General features: G+C 72.6%; 9 protein-coding genes. 2 read left to right on the top strand and 7 right to left on the bottom strand.

What is annotated here, in order from left to right; all coding sequences use genetic code 11:
* Window positions 1-46: 46 nt before the first annotated feature.
* From GEV10_17330 to GEV10_17320, 3 genes are read right to left on the bottom strand one after another with little or no spacing between them, the layout of a single operon-like run.
* On the bottom strand, window positions 47-4,573 hold the full coding sequence (locus tag GEV10_17330) for an ATP-dependent helicase (GenBank protein ID MQA80220.1): 4,527 nt from the start codon (window positions 4,571-4,573) through the stop codon (window positions 47-49).
* 57 nt (window positions 4,574-4,630) lie between these two features.
* Window positions 4,631-5,461, bottom strand: a complete 831-nt coding sequence (locus GEV10_17325) for an ABC transporter permease subunit (protein MQA80219.1) — start codon at window positions 5,459-5,461, stop codon at window positions 4,631-4,633.
* Window positions 5,454-8,045 (bottom strand): alpha/beta fold hydrolase, encoded by a 2,592-nt coding sequence (locus GEV10_17320; protein MQA80218.1) that lies wholly within the window; start codon window positions 8,043-8,045, stop codon window positions 5,454-5,456. The genes GEV10_17325 and GEV10_17320 overlap by 8 nt, the downstream gene beginning before the upstream one ends.
* A gap of 77 nt (window positions 8,046-8,122) precedes the next feature.
* On the opposite strand from GEV10_17320, the gene GEV10_17315 reads away from it, so the two are divergent.
* Window positions 8,123-9,004: a DUF72 domain-containing protein gene (locus GEV10_17315; GenBank protein MQA80217.1), complete on the top strand. Its 882-nt coding sequence runs from the start codon at window positions 8,123-8,125 to the stop codon at window positions 9,002-9,004.
* Between the two features lie 119 nt (window positions 9,005-9,123).
* On the opposite strand, the gene GEV10_17310 is transcribed toward GEV10_17315, so the two are convergent.
* The 4 genes from GEV10_17310 to GEV10_17295 all read right to left on the bottom strand — a co-directional run bounded on the left by GEV10_17310 (window position 9,124) and on the right by GEV10_17295 (window position 11,967).
* Window positions 9,124-9,930 (bottom strand): LLM class flavin-dependent oxidoreductase, encoded by an 807-nt coding sequence (locus tag GEV10_17310; protein MQA80216.1) that lies wholly within the window; start codon window positions 9,928-9,930, stop codon window positions 9,124-9,126.
* Between the two features lie 37 nt (window positions 9,931-9,967).
* Window positions 9,968-11,008, bottom strand: a complete 1,041-nt coding sequence (locus tag GEV10_17305; GenBank protein ID MQA80215.1) for an acyl-CoA desaturase — start codon at window positions 11,006-11,008, stop codon at window positions 9,968-9,970.
* A 156-nt stretch (window positions 11,009-11,164) separates the two neighbouring features.
* A complete protein-coding gene (locus GEV10_17300; GenBank protein MQA80214.1) occupies window positions 11,165-11,755 on the bottom strand; it encodes a peptidase in 591 nt (196 codons plus the stop codon).
* Window positions 11,756-11,757: 2 nt separating this feature from the next.
* On the bottom strand, window positions 11,758-11,967 hold the full coding sequence (locus GEV10_17295; protein ID MQA80213.1) for a helix-turn-helix domain-containing protein: 210 nt from the start codon (window positions 11,965-11,967) through the stop codon (window positions 11,758-11,760).
* Window positions 11,968-12,102: 135 nt separating this feature from the next.
* On the opposite strand from GEV10_17295, the gene GEV10_17290 reads away from it, so the two are divergent.
* Window positions 12,103-14,682 (top strand): DNA translocase FtsK, encoded by a 2,580-nt coding sequence (locus GEV10_17290; protein MQA80212.1) that lies wholly within the window; start codon window positions 12,103-12,105, stop codon window positions 14,680-14,682.
* The last annotated feature ends 129 nt before the right edge of the window (window positions 14,683-14,811 follow it).

Raw genomic sequence — 14,811 nt, 5'->3', positions numbered from 1 at the left:
CAGGGAGAAGCAGGCGTTCCGGAGAGCGGGGCGACGGGACGTACGGTCACGCCCGGAGCCTGAGGCCCTTGGGGGTGGCGTGGAAGCCGGCGGTGCGCAGTGCGTCGGCGAGCGGGGAGTCGCGGACGGAGCCGCCGTCGGCGCGTTCGACGGACAGCTTGCCGAGGTGCCCGTCGCGGACGGCGAGCGCGAGCGCGTCGACCGCCGGCTGCAGCACCTCGGGGTCGTCGGTCCAGGACAGCAGGGTGCGCCCACCGCGCTCGACGTAGAGCACGAGCCGGCCGCGCAGCGTGACGACGAGGGCGCCGGCCTTGCGTCCTGGGCGGTGTCCCGCCGCGGACTCGCCAGGACGGTCGGGCCAGGGGAGCGCGGCGCCGTACGGGTTGGCCGGGTCGGTGGCGGGCAGGGCGAGTGCGACCTGCCGGCGGTCGTCGTCGCCTCGTGGGTCGCCGGCCAGCCGCAGCCGATCGACGGCGCCCGGCGTGGCGAACTGTGCGGCGCCCAGGCCCTCGACGAAGTAGCCGCGCCGGCACCGGCCGGTGTCCTCGAACGCGCGCAGTACGCGGTAGACGGCGGCGAACCCGCCGGGGACGCGCTCGGCAGCCACCGCGCCGCGCGTCACGATGCCGTGCCGGTCGAGCAGCGCCTCGGCCACGGCGTGTGCCCGCCGGGTGGCGTCGGTCTCGCGTTCCGCGGTCGTCGACCACCGGCCGCGGGTGGACGGCGGACCGCCCCGGCTCGGCAGCGGCGCGCGCATGCGACGGCTCGCGTAACGGCCGCGCGGCGCCTGCCGCCTGGCCTTGTGCGCGCCGCCGCCGTCGAGCATCGTCCGCAACGGCGCGAGGGTGTCGCCGGTGACCCGGCCGGCCCACACCAGCTCCCACAGGGCGGTGGCGAGGTCGGTGTCGTCGAGGGAGCCGATGCGGTCGGACAGCTGCCGGAAGAACAGCGCGCCACCGCCGGCGAGGGCGTCGAGGACGGCCTGCTGCAGGTCGGTGGGCTCGTGGTCGGTGGGCGGCGGGAGGACCAGGTGCGCGGAGTCGGCGAGGGCGAGGCTGACCCACCCGTCGCCGCCGGACAGCGCACCACAACCGGTCCAGACGACCTCGCCGGACGTCATCAGCTCGTCGAGCATGGCGGGGGAGTAGTCGGCGACCCGGGCGGGCAGCAGCAACGACTCCAGCGCCGAGGCGGGGACCGGCGCGCCGGACAGCTGCTCGACAGCCCGGACCAGGCCGTCGAGGCCGCGCAGTGTCTCGCCGGTGCCGACGTGCTGCCAGCCGGGCAGGAACGACGCCAGCGCCGACTGGGCGACCGGCTCGGTCTCCTGCCGCAACGCCGCGAGCGACCGGCGGCGCAGCCGGCGCAGCACGCCCGTGTCGCACCACTCCGTGCCGGCGCCGCCGGGACGGAACTCGCCCTCGACCACCCGTCCTTCTGCGGCCAGCCGCTGCAGGATGCCGGTGACCACGGCCCGGCCGAGCCCGAAGTGCGTGGCGACGTCGGCGACGTGGAACGGGCCGTGGGTGCGCGCGTAGCGCGAGACGAGGTCGCCGAGCGGGTCGACGGTCGGCTCGAGGAAGGCGTCGGGCACGCCCGGCGGCATCGGGGTGCCGAGCGCGTCGCGCAGCCGGCCGGCGTCCTCGATCGCGGCCCATCGCTCGGTGCCGGCGACGCGGACCCTGACCACCCGCCGCTGGCCCTCGAGGTCGACGAGCCACGCCGGTCGCACGCCGCGGGCGACGGCCTCGTCGGTGGTGAGCGGGCCGAGCATGCGCAGCAGGTCGGCGGTGTCCTCGGCGTCGCGGGCGGCGCGGTCGGGCATCAGCCTGGCCAGCTCGCGCTCGACCTCGGCGACCGAGTCGGGGTCGAGCAGCTCGCGCAGCTCCGCCTGGCCGAGCAGCTCGGCGAGCAGCGAGGAGTCGAGCGCGAGTGCGTGCGCCCTGCGCTCGGCCAGCGGCGCGTCGGTCTCGTAGATGAACGCGCCGAGGTAGCCGAACAGCAGCGACTTCGCGAACGGGGAGGGCTCGGGTGTCTCTACCTCGACCAGGCGCACCTTGCGGCGCTCGATGTCGCGCAGCAGCTCGACGAGGCCGGGGACGTCGAAGACGTCCTGCAGGCACTCGCGCATGGTCTCGAGCACGACGGGGAACGTGGCGTACTTGCTCGCCACCTGCAGCAGCTGCGCGGAACGCTGCCGCTGCTGCCACAGCGGCATGCGGCGCCCCGGTCGGTGCCGCGGCAGCAGCAGCGACCGGGCCGCGCACTCGCGGAAGCGCGACGCGAACATCGCGGACTGCCCGACCTCCTCGGTCAGCAGCTGCTCGACGTCGGCGGGGTCGAAGACCGCGAGGCCGTCGGGCGGCGGCTCGTCGGTGTCGGGGATGCGCAGCACGATGCCGTCGTCGGAGTGCACCGCCTGCGCCTCGACGCCGTAGCGCTCACGCAGCCGCGACGTCATCACCAGTGCCCACGGGGCGTGCACCTGCGCGCCGAACGGCGAGTGCACCACCACCCGCCAGTCGCCGAGCTCGTCGCGGAACCGTTCGACGACGAGGGTGCGGTCGTCGGGCACGTGACCCGTGGCCTGCCGCTGCTCGCCGAGGTAGGTGAGCAGGTTGGCCGTCGCCCACTCGTCGAGCCCGGCGGCGCGCAGCCGGTCGGCGGCGGCGGCCGGGTCGAGCGCGACCAGTTCGCGGCTGAACGCGCCGAGCGCCCGGCCGAGCTCGGCGGGACGGCCGACGGCGTCGCCCTTCCAGAACGGCAGCCGGCCGGCCTGACCCGGCGCGGGGGAGACGAGCACGCGGTCGTGGGTGATGTCCTCGATGCGCCACGACGTGGAGCCGAGCGTGAACACGTCGCCGACGCGCGACTCGTAGACCATCTCCTCGTCGAGCTCGCCGACCCGTGACGCCCGCTCGCCGACGAGGAACGCGCCGAAGAGCCCGCGGTCGGGGATCGTGCCGCCGCTCACGACCGCGAGCCGCTGTGCGCCCGGACGCGCGGTGAGGGTGCCGGCGACGCGGTCCCAGACGACGCGCGGCCGCAGCTCGGCGAACTCGTCGCTGGGATAGCGGCCGGACAGCATGTCGAGCACCGCGTCGTACGCCGACTGCGGCAACGCCTCGAACGGCGCCGCCCGGCGGACGAGCGCGAGCATGTCGTCGACGGTCCACTCGTCGACGGCGACGGCCGCGACGATCTGCTGGGCGAGCACGTCGAGCGGGTTGCGCGGGTAGTGCATCTCCTCGATGAGGCCGGCCGTCATGCGCTCGGCGACGACCGCGGTGGCGAGCAGGTCGCCGCGGTACTTCGGGAACAGCACGCCCTTGCTCACCGCGCCGACCTGGTGACCGGCGCGCCCCACCCGCTGCAGGCCACTGGCGACCGACGGCGGCGCCTCGACCTGCACGACGAGGTCGACGGCGCCCATGTCGATGCCCAGCTCGAGGCTGCTGGTGGCGACGACGGACGGCAGCCGGCCGGCCTTCAGTGCCTCCTCGGTCTCGGCCCGCTGCTCCTTCGACACCGAGCCGTGGTGCGCGCGGGCGATCTCGGTGAGCGCGCCGCGACTCGTGCCCGACTGCGCCATGATCTGCGCGGGCTTCACGTCGTCGTCGAGCGTGCCCTCGTGCCGCTCGACCCAGGTCTCGTTGAGCCTGGCGGTGAGGCGCTCGGCCGTGCGCCTGGAGTTGGCGAAGACGATCGTGGACCGGTGCGACTCGACGAGGTCGAGCACGTGCTCCTCGACGTGCGGCCAGATCGAGTTGCGCGGCTCGGCCTGCGCGGCCGAGCCGGTGAGATCGTCGGACTGGTTGCCCAGCTCCCGCATGTCCTCGACGGGGACGACGACCCGCAGGTCGACCTGCTTGTCGGCCGGTGGCTGCACGACGGTGACTCGCCGCGACGTGCCGCCGAGGAACCGGGCGACCTCGTCGACGGGGCGGACGGTCGCGGACAGCCCGATGCGCTGAGCCGGCTCGGGCAGCAGCGCGTCGAGGCGTTCGAGCGACAGCGCGAGGTGGGCACCCCGCTTGGTGGCGGCCACCGCGTGGACCTCGTCGACGATGACGGTCTCGATGCCGCGCAACGCCTCGCGCGCCTGCGACGTGAGCAGCAGGAACAGCGACTCGGGCGTGGTGATCAGGATGTCCGGCGGCCGGGTGGCGAGCCGGCGTCGCTGGTCGGCCGGGGTGTCACCGGACCTGATGCCGACCGTGACCTCGGGGACGTCGACGCCCAGCCGGGTGCCCGCGTGCCTGATGCCGGTGAGCGGGGCCCGGAGGTTGCGCTCCACGTCGACCGCCAGCGCCTTCAGCGGCGAGACGTACAGGACCCGGCAACGGGCCTTCGGGTCGTCGGGACGCGGCTCGCTGACCAGCCGGTCGACCGCCCACAGGAACGCCGCGAGCGTCTTGCCGGACCCCGTCGGCGCCACGACGAGCGGGTGCTCGCCGGCGCTCGCCGCCCGCCACGCGCCCTCCTGCGCGGCCGTGGGCTCGGCGAACGCCGCGGTGAACCACGCCCTGGTCACCGGCGAGAACGCCCCGAGCACCGACTCCGTACCGCTCATGCCCCCATCCTCCCTCCCGCCACCGACAACGCCTGGGGGTACCGAATTGTCGGCGGGTCAGGAGGTGATGTCCTTGCGGTGGAAGACCCACCAGGCCGCCGCCAGGAACGTCGTCGCGTACGCCAGCGCGGAGATCGCGCCGCGCACCATGTCGTCGGTCTGGACGGGTGTGCCGAGGAGGCCGAGGAACGCGTTCTGGTAGTGCGTGGGCAGCAGGCTGCGCAGGCTCCCCAGCGCGGTGATCTGGTCGAGGATTCCCGAGAGGATCACCACCAGCACGGCGCCGCCGACCGCGCCGAGGGGCGCGTCGGTGCTCACCGACAGCCAGAACGCGACGCCCGCCGTCATGAGCAGGGTGACGCACACGTAGCCCGCGACCGCCGCGACCCGCAGCAGCGCCGCCCAGGCACCGACGTCGTCGCCGGTCACCGTCTGCATCGGCTGCCAGCCGAACGCGATCGTCCCCGCGACGAGCGACACCACGGTCAGCAGGACGACCGCCGCGAGCGAGTAGAGCAGCCCGACGAGCAGCTTGACGGTGAGCAGTCGCGACCTGGGCACCGGTGCGGCCAGCAGGTAGCGCAGCGCGCCGACGCTCGCGTCGCCCGCGACCGTGTCGCCGCAGAACAGCGCCACCACGACCACGAGCAGGAACGACGCGGAGACGAGTTGCACGAAGACCGCGAAGTTGGCCGCACTCGACGTCGCCAGCCCGACGAAGCCGGACGCGCGGTCGTCCTCGTCGGTGCCGAGCACGAACGCGAGCACCGCGACGATCGGCAGCAGCGCGACGAGCAGGAACGTCCACGGCGTGCGCCGGCGGCTGAGCTGCCTGCGGATCTCCGTCCGCACTCCGAACGGGCGGGGCGGGCGCACGGTGTCAGTCATGGGCGCTCCCGCGGTCGAGCAACGCGAGGAAGGCGTCCTCCAGCCGGTGCTGGGGCAGCACCTCGTCGACGCCGATGATCTCCGCCACCGACCCCGCGGCGACCCGTTCGCCCTGGCTCATGACGACGACGTGGGTGCAGGTCTGCTCGACCTCGGCGAGTAGGTGGCTGGAGACGAGGACGGAGCGCCCGTCCGACGCGTACCGCTGCAGCACCCGGCGCATCTCGGCGATCTGCGGCGGGTCGAGGCCGTCGGTCGGCTCGTCGAGGACGAGCAGCTCGGGCAGGCCCAGCATCGCCTGGGCGATCGCCAGCCGCTGCTTCATGCCGTGGCTGTACGTGCGCACGCGGCGGTGCACCGCGTCGCCGAGCCCCGCGATCGCGAGCGCCTCGTCGGCGTGCGCCTCGCGCTCGGGTCGGCCCGTCGACCGCCAGTACAGCGCGAGGTTGTCCGCCCCGGACAGGTGCGGGAGGAAGCCCGGCCCCTCGACGAGCGCGCCGAGCCGCGCCAGCACCGCGGCGCCGGGCGTGACGGGATGCCCGAACGCGAGCACGTCGCCGGCGGTCGGGCGCATCAGCCCGAGCAGCACCCGTAGCACGGTCGTCTTGCCCGCGCCGTTGGGGCCGAGCAGGCCGACGACCTGACCGCGGCCGACCGTGAAGCTCACCCCGCGGACCGCGACGAAGCCGTCGGCGTACGTCTTGTGCACGTCACGGACGACGAGTGGGACGTCGGCGTACGCTTCGTCGACGCCGAGGTCGATGCGCCTGCGCCGCCCCCGCGCGACGAGCGTGACGACCGCGAGCCCGACCGCGATCAGCACGAGGAGTGCCCCGAGCACCCAGCGCCACACCCCGGCCGGGTCGGACGCCGGCTGCGCCGCGACCCGCGGCACGGTCACCGCCTGGTCGGCGAGGCCGACGACGTAGGTGGCGGGCTCCGTCGGTCCGGCGTGCGCCTGGTCGGCGGTGGCGAGCACGACGCGCAGCTTGTGCTCGGCGGCGAACCGGTGCACCACGGCGGGCAGCTCGACCTCGACGGGCTCCGCCGCGCCCAGGGCGCGGGCGTCCGGGCTCCGGGGCAGGCCGGTGAGGCGTACGGGAGCAGCCTGGCCGCCGACGAGCGTCGCGCGCTCGCCCGGCGCGACGTCGTACAGCTTGGCGAACAGCACGGCGCTGCCCGTCGACGCAGTGGCCCGAATGCGGACCTTCGCACTGCCGGTGACGTCGAGCGGTTCGTCGAGCGCCTTCGACTCGAAGAACGCGGCCTGTCCGGGGATCTCGGTGGCCAGCGACAGCCCGGCGGCCTCGGCGCCGTCCTCGACCAGGCCGGTGCCGGGCAGCGACGAGAGCGCGGCCGGCGTGCCGCCCGGCGGGTTGGCGACCGGTTGCGGCGGACCGGCAAGGGTGAGGCGGCTGGGCGAGCGGTCGCCCTCGATGCCCGGGTAGTCGCGTGTCGTGAGGCCGGTCGTCACCGGGTCGCCCTCGCCGTTCCTGCCGATGACGCGGCTGAACGTGAACGACGTGCCTGGCGCGGGTCCCTCGCCTCGCAGGTAGTGGCCGAGCCACTGCGCGGTGAGCGCCTTCACCCGGTCCTCGTCCTCCGCGGACCCGGTGCCGCCGTCGTGGCCGCCGGAGAACCATGCGACACGCACCGGGGTGCCGGTGGCTGCGATGCCGCGCGCGTTCGCGTCGGCCTCGCCCAGGGGGAACAGGCTGTCGGCGGTGCCCTGGACGAGCAGCGTGGGCGCGGTGATCCGGTCGAGCACGCCGGCGGGGCTCGACCTGGCGAGCACCCGCGCGGCCTCGCCTGTCGGCCGCCCGGTGGTCAGCACCTCGCGGTAGATCCCGCAGACGTCGGGAGCGAACCGGCCGCAGCCCGGATCGGCCGCGGCGGCCCTCCCGTTGGCCGGTGGTCGGTCGAGCCCGCCGGTGAACAGCTGCCCGAGCCATGCCCGCTTCACCACGCCGGACGCCGGCGAACCGCCCGCGGCGTCGGGGAACAATGACCGGCCGAGGTCGTTCCACGTGATCTGCGGGACGATCGCGTCGACACGCCTGTCGTACGCCGACGTCAGCAGCGCGAGCGCGCCGCCGTACGACCCGCCGGCGACACCGACCCGCGGGTCGCCGCGGCCGTCGAGGCGCACCTCGGGTCGTCCGGCCAGCCAGTCGATCAGCCGCCGCGCGTCGGTGACCTCGTAGTCGGGGGAGTTCAGGTGGATCTGCCCGCCGGACCGCCCGAATCCCTCGGCGCTCCATGCGAGCACCACGTAGCCGAGCCGCGCGAGGTCGGCGGCATCGTCGGTGACGGAGTCCTTGCTGCCGCCGAACCCGTGGGGGAGCAGCACGGCGGGCGCGGGCTGCTCGGGCGTCGCGGTCTCCGGCACGTACAGCGTGGTGTCGAGGCGTACGGGCTCGTCGCCCCGCGGCCCGGTCTGGACGGTGAGCATGCGTGACTCGGTGCGGTACGACGTCTCGGCCAGCCGGGTGCCGAGGACCACCGCACCGACCACGAGCGCCACCGCGACCGCCGCGGCGAGCACGCGGGCACCCGCGCTGCGGGGGACGAGGCGGGAGGCCATGACGCAACAGTAGGCAGCGCGGCGGCCGGTCGGCGGTGTGAGGTGCGAGTGTCACCGGGACGGTGCACAGTGGAGGCATGACTGGCGTGGTCAAGGTGGGTACGGCGTCCTGGACGGACAAGACTCTGCTCGCGTCCGGCTGGTATCCCGACGACGCCACCACCCCCGAGGCGCGCCTGAAGTACTACGCCGAGCAGTTCCCGCTCGTCGAGGTCGACTCCACGTACTACTCGCCGCCGAGCGAGAACGTCGCGCGCTCGTGGGTCGACCGCACTCCACCGGGGTTCACGTTCAACGTCAAGGCGTTCTCGCTGCTGACCCAGCACCCGACAAAGCCGCGCGCGCTCTACAAGGACCTCCGCCCCGACACCACGAAGAACGTCTACCTCAAGGACTTCGACGACGACACGGTCGAGCAGGTGTGGGAGCGCTTCCTGAGCGCGCTCCAGCCGTTGCACGACGCGGGCAAGCTCGGGGCGCTGCTGTTCCAGTTCCCGCAGTGGTTCCCGATCGGCCGGCGCAACAAGGAGTACATCCTGCGCTGCCGCGAGCGCGCCGACCCTTTCCCGATCTGCGTCGAGTTCCGCAACAAGACCTGGCTGAGCGACGACAACGAGCGCGAGACCCTCGACTTCCTCGAGAAGTACGCGCTGCCGTACGTCTGCGTCGACATGCCGCAGGGGCACGCGAGCTCCGTGCCGCCGGTCGTCGCTGCGACCGCCGACCTCGCCGTGGTCAGGTTCCACGGGCACAGCGACAAGTGGACCAGCCGCGACATCTACGACCGGTTCGGCTACCTCTACGGCGACGACGAGGTCCGCGCCTGGGCGCCCCGCGTCGAGGAGCTCGCCGAGCAGGCCGGCGAGGTGCACTCGCTGTGGAACAACTGCTACAGCGACTACGCCCAGCGCAACGCGCGGCAGCTCGCCGACCTGTTGCAGGAGTACGAACCCGACTGACCGGAGCGACGTGTGAAGGGCACCCTCACCACACCATGGCATCGCGATTCGGGTGTTCCCATCGCCTGCAGCACGAGGGAACACCCGAATCGCAGTGGGAACCTCGACTGGCCGCCTGCTCAGAGGGCTGTGCGTACCTTCGCGGCGAACTCGTAGTCGCGTTCCCAGTCCGGACCGGTCGGCGCGAGGATCACCCGTTCGGCACCGGCTTCGGCGTACGCGTGGACCTGTGCGGCGGCCGCCTTCGGGTCGGCGTCGAGCGCCGGTGCGACGATCGTCGCCTTCGCGGCCGGGCGACCGTACCCCGTGGCGAGCTCATCGAGCTGCGCGACGCCTGCGCGGACCTCGTCGGGCGAGAGCCCGAGCGAGATCCAGCTCTCCCCGAACTCGGCGGTCCGGCGCAGCGCCCGCTTCCCATTGCCTGCCACCAGCACGGGAGGCATGGCCGAGCCGGGCGCCAGCGCGACCTCCGTACCGTCCGCGAGGACGGCCCGCTGACCGGTGACGAGAGTGGGCAGCACTCGCAGCGCCTCATCCGTGAGCCGGCCGCGATCCTCGTACGACACTCCCGCTGCGCGCCAGCCGATGTCGCCGTGTGCGGGGTTGCCGGTCCCGACGCCGAGCGCGAGCCGGTCGCCCGACACGTACTGCAGGGCGCTGATCTGCTTCGCCGCCCAGGCGACGGGCCGGAGCGCAAGGAGCATCACGTTGAAGCCGACGGTGATCCGGTCGGTGACCGCGGCCGCCGTGGCGAGCACCACCGTGCTCTCCGGCATCGGGGCACTGGCGACGAGGTGGTCGGTGGTCCAGACCGAGTCGAGGCCCGCGTCCTCGGCGAACCGTGCGCTCGCGCGCACGTCACCGAGGATCGGGTGCTCGGGATCGGGAGTGGAGGTCGGCAGGATCACGCCCATCTCGACGGTCATGTCAGGCGACAACGCGGACGGTCGCCGGTCTGTTCCGTCAGAGGTCGAGGCGGAGCGGCTCGCCCACCTCGTGCAGATGGCGCAGGGCCTCGCGGTACGAGCCGACGATGCTGGCGTCGACGTACGGCACGCCGATCTCCTTGCAGTAATCGCGGACGATCGGCACGGCCTTGCCCAGGTTGGCGCGCGGCATGCTCGGGAAGAGGTGGTGCTCGATCTGGTAGTTCAGGCCGCCGAGGAACCAGTCGGTCAGCACGCCGCCGCGCACGTTGCGTGAGGTGAGCACCTGGCGGTGCAGGTGGTCCCAGCGCTGGCCGGGCTGCGGTGCCGGCATCCCCTTGTGGTTGGGCGCGAAGGCCATGCCGAGGTGGAGGCCGAAGAGCATGTTGTGGACGAGGGCGAACACGAGCGCCTGCAGCGGCGACATCACCAGCAGGAGGAACGTCACGTAGCCGGCGAGGTGGACGGCGAGGAGGGTGCCCTCGACGATCCGCTCGCTCGGCGACCGGTCGCGCATGGCGCGGATGCTGGAGACCTTGAGGTTGAAGCCTTCGAGCAGGAGCATCGGGAAGAACAGGTACGCCTGGTGCCTGGCCAGCCAGTTCATCGCCCCGCCACCGAGTCGCTCGCCGGCCTGCTCCTTGCTCCAGACCAGCGCGCCGGACTGCACGTCCGGGTCCTTCTCGCCGTGGTTGGGGTTGGCGTGGTGGCGGTTGTGCTTGTTGTTCCACCAGCCGTAGCTCATGCCCATGAGCATGTTCCCGTGGATCAGGCCGATCAGCTTGTTCACCCGGTGGCTGCGGGCGATCTGCTGGTGCCCCGAGTCATGACCGACGAACGCCGTCCGCCCCGTGAAGATCGCGGCGGGGAGCGCGAGCAGTAGCTGCCACCACGAGGGGCCGATGACCACCATCGCCGCGGCGATGGCGCCGATGCAGAGCAGGTTCACCCCGATCATGCCGGCGTAGTAACCGTAGCGGCGTTCGAGCAGGCCGCTCTCCTGCATTCGGCGTCGCAGTGGGGGGAAGGTGCTCCCGGAGTTCGTCGTCGGCGGAGCGAGCGCGGCCTCGATCGTCATACGGGAGTCCTCTGGATGCGCCGGACGAGCCGACGGTTGTCCGGCCCTGCGTCCAGCCTCGCCGCCGGCGGCCGGCACCGCAGGAGGCGCAGCGCCCGAACGGAGGGGGGAGGAAACTCCCTTGCGCGCGGCGGTGACTCCTGATAATGACTTCCGCTATCCGGAAGGGTTTCTGGTGGCGATGGCCCGGCGCACCTCGACGTACGTCACCCCGTGCTCGCCCAGTGCCTCGGCGACGACACCGCCGCGTGACAGCAGGGCGAGCAGCATGTGCTCGGTGTCGATGTGGTTGTCGCGCAGGTCGAGAGCCTCCCGCAGGGTGCGTTCGAGGGTGCGCTTGGTTCCGGTGGAGAACGGTACGTGCCGCCGACCGGGCTCCTTGCGCATCTTCCGCCGGCCGAACGGGCCGCGGCGTGCGGGGTGGATCCCGGGGGTAGGCGGATCGGTGAGCTCCTCCATCCGGCCGAGCACCTCGTCGACGTCGATGCCGATGTCGCGCAGGGCCTCGGCGTCCGCGGTGCCGATGCCCGCGCGGCGGCTGAGGTTCATGAGGTCGTCGACCAGCGCGGCGCGGGCCTGCGCCGTCACACCGATCTCGTCGAGCACGAGTGCGGACGTCGCGTCGTCACCGTCGAGCAGGCCGAGCATCAGGTGCTCCTCGCGCACCTCGCGCGACAGGGTCTGCGACGCGAAGCGTTGGGCGGCGATGACCGCCTCGCGGCTTGCCTGCGTGAAACGCTCGAACATCGTCAGCGCCTTCCGTGCTTCTTGTGGACGGCCTGGCGGGTGACGCCGAGCGCCTCGGCGACCGCCTGCCACGACCAGCCGTGCGCCCGCGCGTTGTCGACCTGGATCGCCTCGAGCTGTTCGAGCAGACGGCGCAGGGCCGCGACCGCCCGCAGCCCCACCCGCGGGTCCTGATTCCCCGCGGCGGTGGCCAGGTCCGTCGCTCTCGTCATGTCTGTCAATCTACGTTGACGTCTGGCGGTATGTCAACGTCGGTTGACGGGATTCGGCGGAATGGTGTTGTCGGACGGGCTACCGTCCGTGTGGCGTGTGGTACCGGTGTGACAAAAGTGGTTACGGTGAGGACCATGGCGACCCGTACGTCCGGCAGGTCGAGGCCCAAGAGCGGAGCGCGTGGCGGCTCGCGCGGCTCGGCCTCCCGGTCGGGCTCGCGGAAGTCGACGCGGTCGCGCACGACCAAGCGTCCCGCGGCCGGGAGGAAGCGCGGCGCGACGAGCTCCGCCGACCCGATTCTGCTGCTCTTCGGCCTGCTCTGGAAGGGCGTGGCCGGCCTGTGGTACCTCGTCAGTGGAGGGCTCGGCAGGCTCGTTCGGATGGTCGGCAAGGGTGCGCGCGACCTGGAGCAGGACCAGCGCCGCGACGGCCTCGGGCTGGTGTTCCTCGCGCTGGCGGTCGTCGTCGGCGTCGCCGTCTGGTGGCAGCTGCCCGGTCCGGTCGGCACCGCGATCACCTTCGTCGTCGCGGGCGGGTTCGGTCGTCTCGGGGTGATCGTCCCGCTCCTGCTGCTGCTCGCCTCCTGGCGGCTGATGCGCAACCCGGAGCGCAACGCCGCGGCGGGGCGCGTCGTCATCGGCTGGACCGCGCTGCTCGTGGCGATCCTCGGCATCGTGCACATCGCGACCGGGCTCCCCGTGCCGCAGGACGGCGCCGCGGCGCTGCAGCGGTCGGGTGGTCTCGTCGGGTTCCTCGCGGCGCTGCCGCTCGTCTCGCTGCTCTCGGTCTACCTGGCGGTGCCGCTGCTCGGGCTGCTCGGTCTCTTCGGGTTCCTCGTCATCACCGGCACCCCGTTGCGCGAGGTGCCCACACGGCTGCGTTCGATCCGTGACCAGATCCGCCTGGGCAGGCATGGCGCGCAGGACGACGACGCGGGCGACGAGGACGAGTCGGGGGTCGACGCGCCGATCCCGTCCCTGCGCAGGCGGTCGTCGCGCAGTCGTGTCGGCGACGCCGCCACCGACGGGCGCGCGGGCGACGAGCCGTTCGAGACTCCCGTCGTCGACGTCAAGCCCACGGTCAAGCCGCCGACGGAGCTCAAGGCCACCCCACCGCCCGAGCCGATCCCGCTGCCGTCGACGGCCGAGCAGCTCGTGCTCAAGGGCGACTACGCGCTGCCGCCGAACAACCTGCTGGCGCCGGGCACCACTCCCAAGGCGAGGACGAAGGCCAACGACGTCGTCGTCGCCGCGCTGACCGAGGTGTTCGAGCAGTTCGAGGTCGACGCGCAGGTGACGGGGTTCACCCGCGGCCCGACGGTGACGCGCTACGTGGTCGAGCTCGGTCCGGCTGTCAAGGTCGAACGCGTCACGGCGCTGTCGCGCAACATCTCGCTCGCGGTCAAGAGCGCCGAGGTGCGGATCCTGTCACCGATCCCCGGCAAGTCGGCGATCGGCATCGAGATCCCCAACACCGACAAGGAGAACGTCAGCCTCGGCGACGTCCTCCGCTCGACGGCCGCGACCGGCGACCACCACCCGCTGCTCGTCGGGCTCGGCAAGGACGTCGAGGGCGGCTACGTCGTCGCGAACCTCGCGAAGATGCCGCACGTCCTCATCGCGGGTGCGACCGGGTCGGGCAAGTCGAGCTGCATCAACGCACTGATCACCTCGATCCTCCTGCGGGCGACGCCCGACGAGGTGCGCATGGTGCTGGTCGACCCGAAGCGCGTCGAGCTGACGTCGTACAACGGCGTGCCGCACCTCATCACGCCGATCATCACCAACCCGAAGAAGGCCGCCGAGGCGCTGCAGTGGGTCGTCAAGGAGATGGACCTGCGCTACGACGACCTGGCGGCGAGCGGCTTCCGGCACGTCGACGACTACAACAAGGCGATCCGCGCGGGCAAGCTCAAGCCGGAGCTCGGCAGCGACAAGGAGTACAAGCCGTACCCGTACCTCATCGTCGTGGTCGACGAGCTCGCCGACCTGATGATGGTGGCCCCGCGCGACGTCGAGGACTCCATCGTCCGCATCACCCAGCTGGCGCGAGCGGCGGGCATCCACCTGGTACTGGCGACCCAGCGGCCGAGCGTCGACGTCGTCACCGGCCTGATCAAGGCGAACGTCCCCTCGCGCCTGGCGTTCGCGACCTCGTCCCTCGCCGACAGCCGCGTCGTCCTCGACCAGCCGGGCGCGGAGAAGCTGATCGGCCAGGGCGACGGCCTGTTCCTGCCGATGGGTGCGAACAAGTCGATGCGTATCCAGGGCGCGTGGGTCTCCGAGTCCGAGATCCGCAGCGTCGTCTCCCACACCAAGGAACAGGCCGACCCGAGCTACCGCGACGACGTCACCGCCGTCCAGTCGAAGAAGAAGGAGCTCGACGACGACATCGGCGACGACCTCGACCTCGTCTGCCAGGCCGCCGAGCTGATCGTCACCACGCAGTTCGGCTCGACGTCGATGCTCCAGCGCAAGCTCCGCGTCGGCTTCGCCAAGGCCGGCCGCCTGATGGACATCCTCGAGAGCAGGGGAGTCGTCGGCGCCAGCGAGGGCTCCAAGGCCCGTGACGTCATCGTCAAGCCGGACGACCTCCCCCAGGCGCTCGCGGCCCTGCGCGGTGAGGACCCCCCGCTGCTGGACGACACCGACGTCGGTGCGGAGCTCGACGAGTCGGACGACGACGCCGAGTACCCGGACGAGCGCGAAGCCTGACGGCCCGGTCGCGCGCTCGGCCGCGTCCCAGTCGGTGTCCGCCAATACGTCAACGGCACCCTGACCGTGTCATAGCACGGTGAGGGTGCCCCTCATGTGCTCCGGATGGTGGCGGGTGAGCCGTGTGAT

The organism is Streptosporangiales bacterium, from assembly GCA_009379955.1.
In the GTDB taxonomy this organism is placed as follows: domain Bacteria; phylum Actinomycetota; class Actinomycetes; order Streptosporangiales; family WHST01; genus WHST01.
Note: the sequence above shows the minus strand (reverse complement) of the source record. Positions and strands in the feature narration are given on the sequence as shown.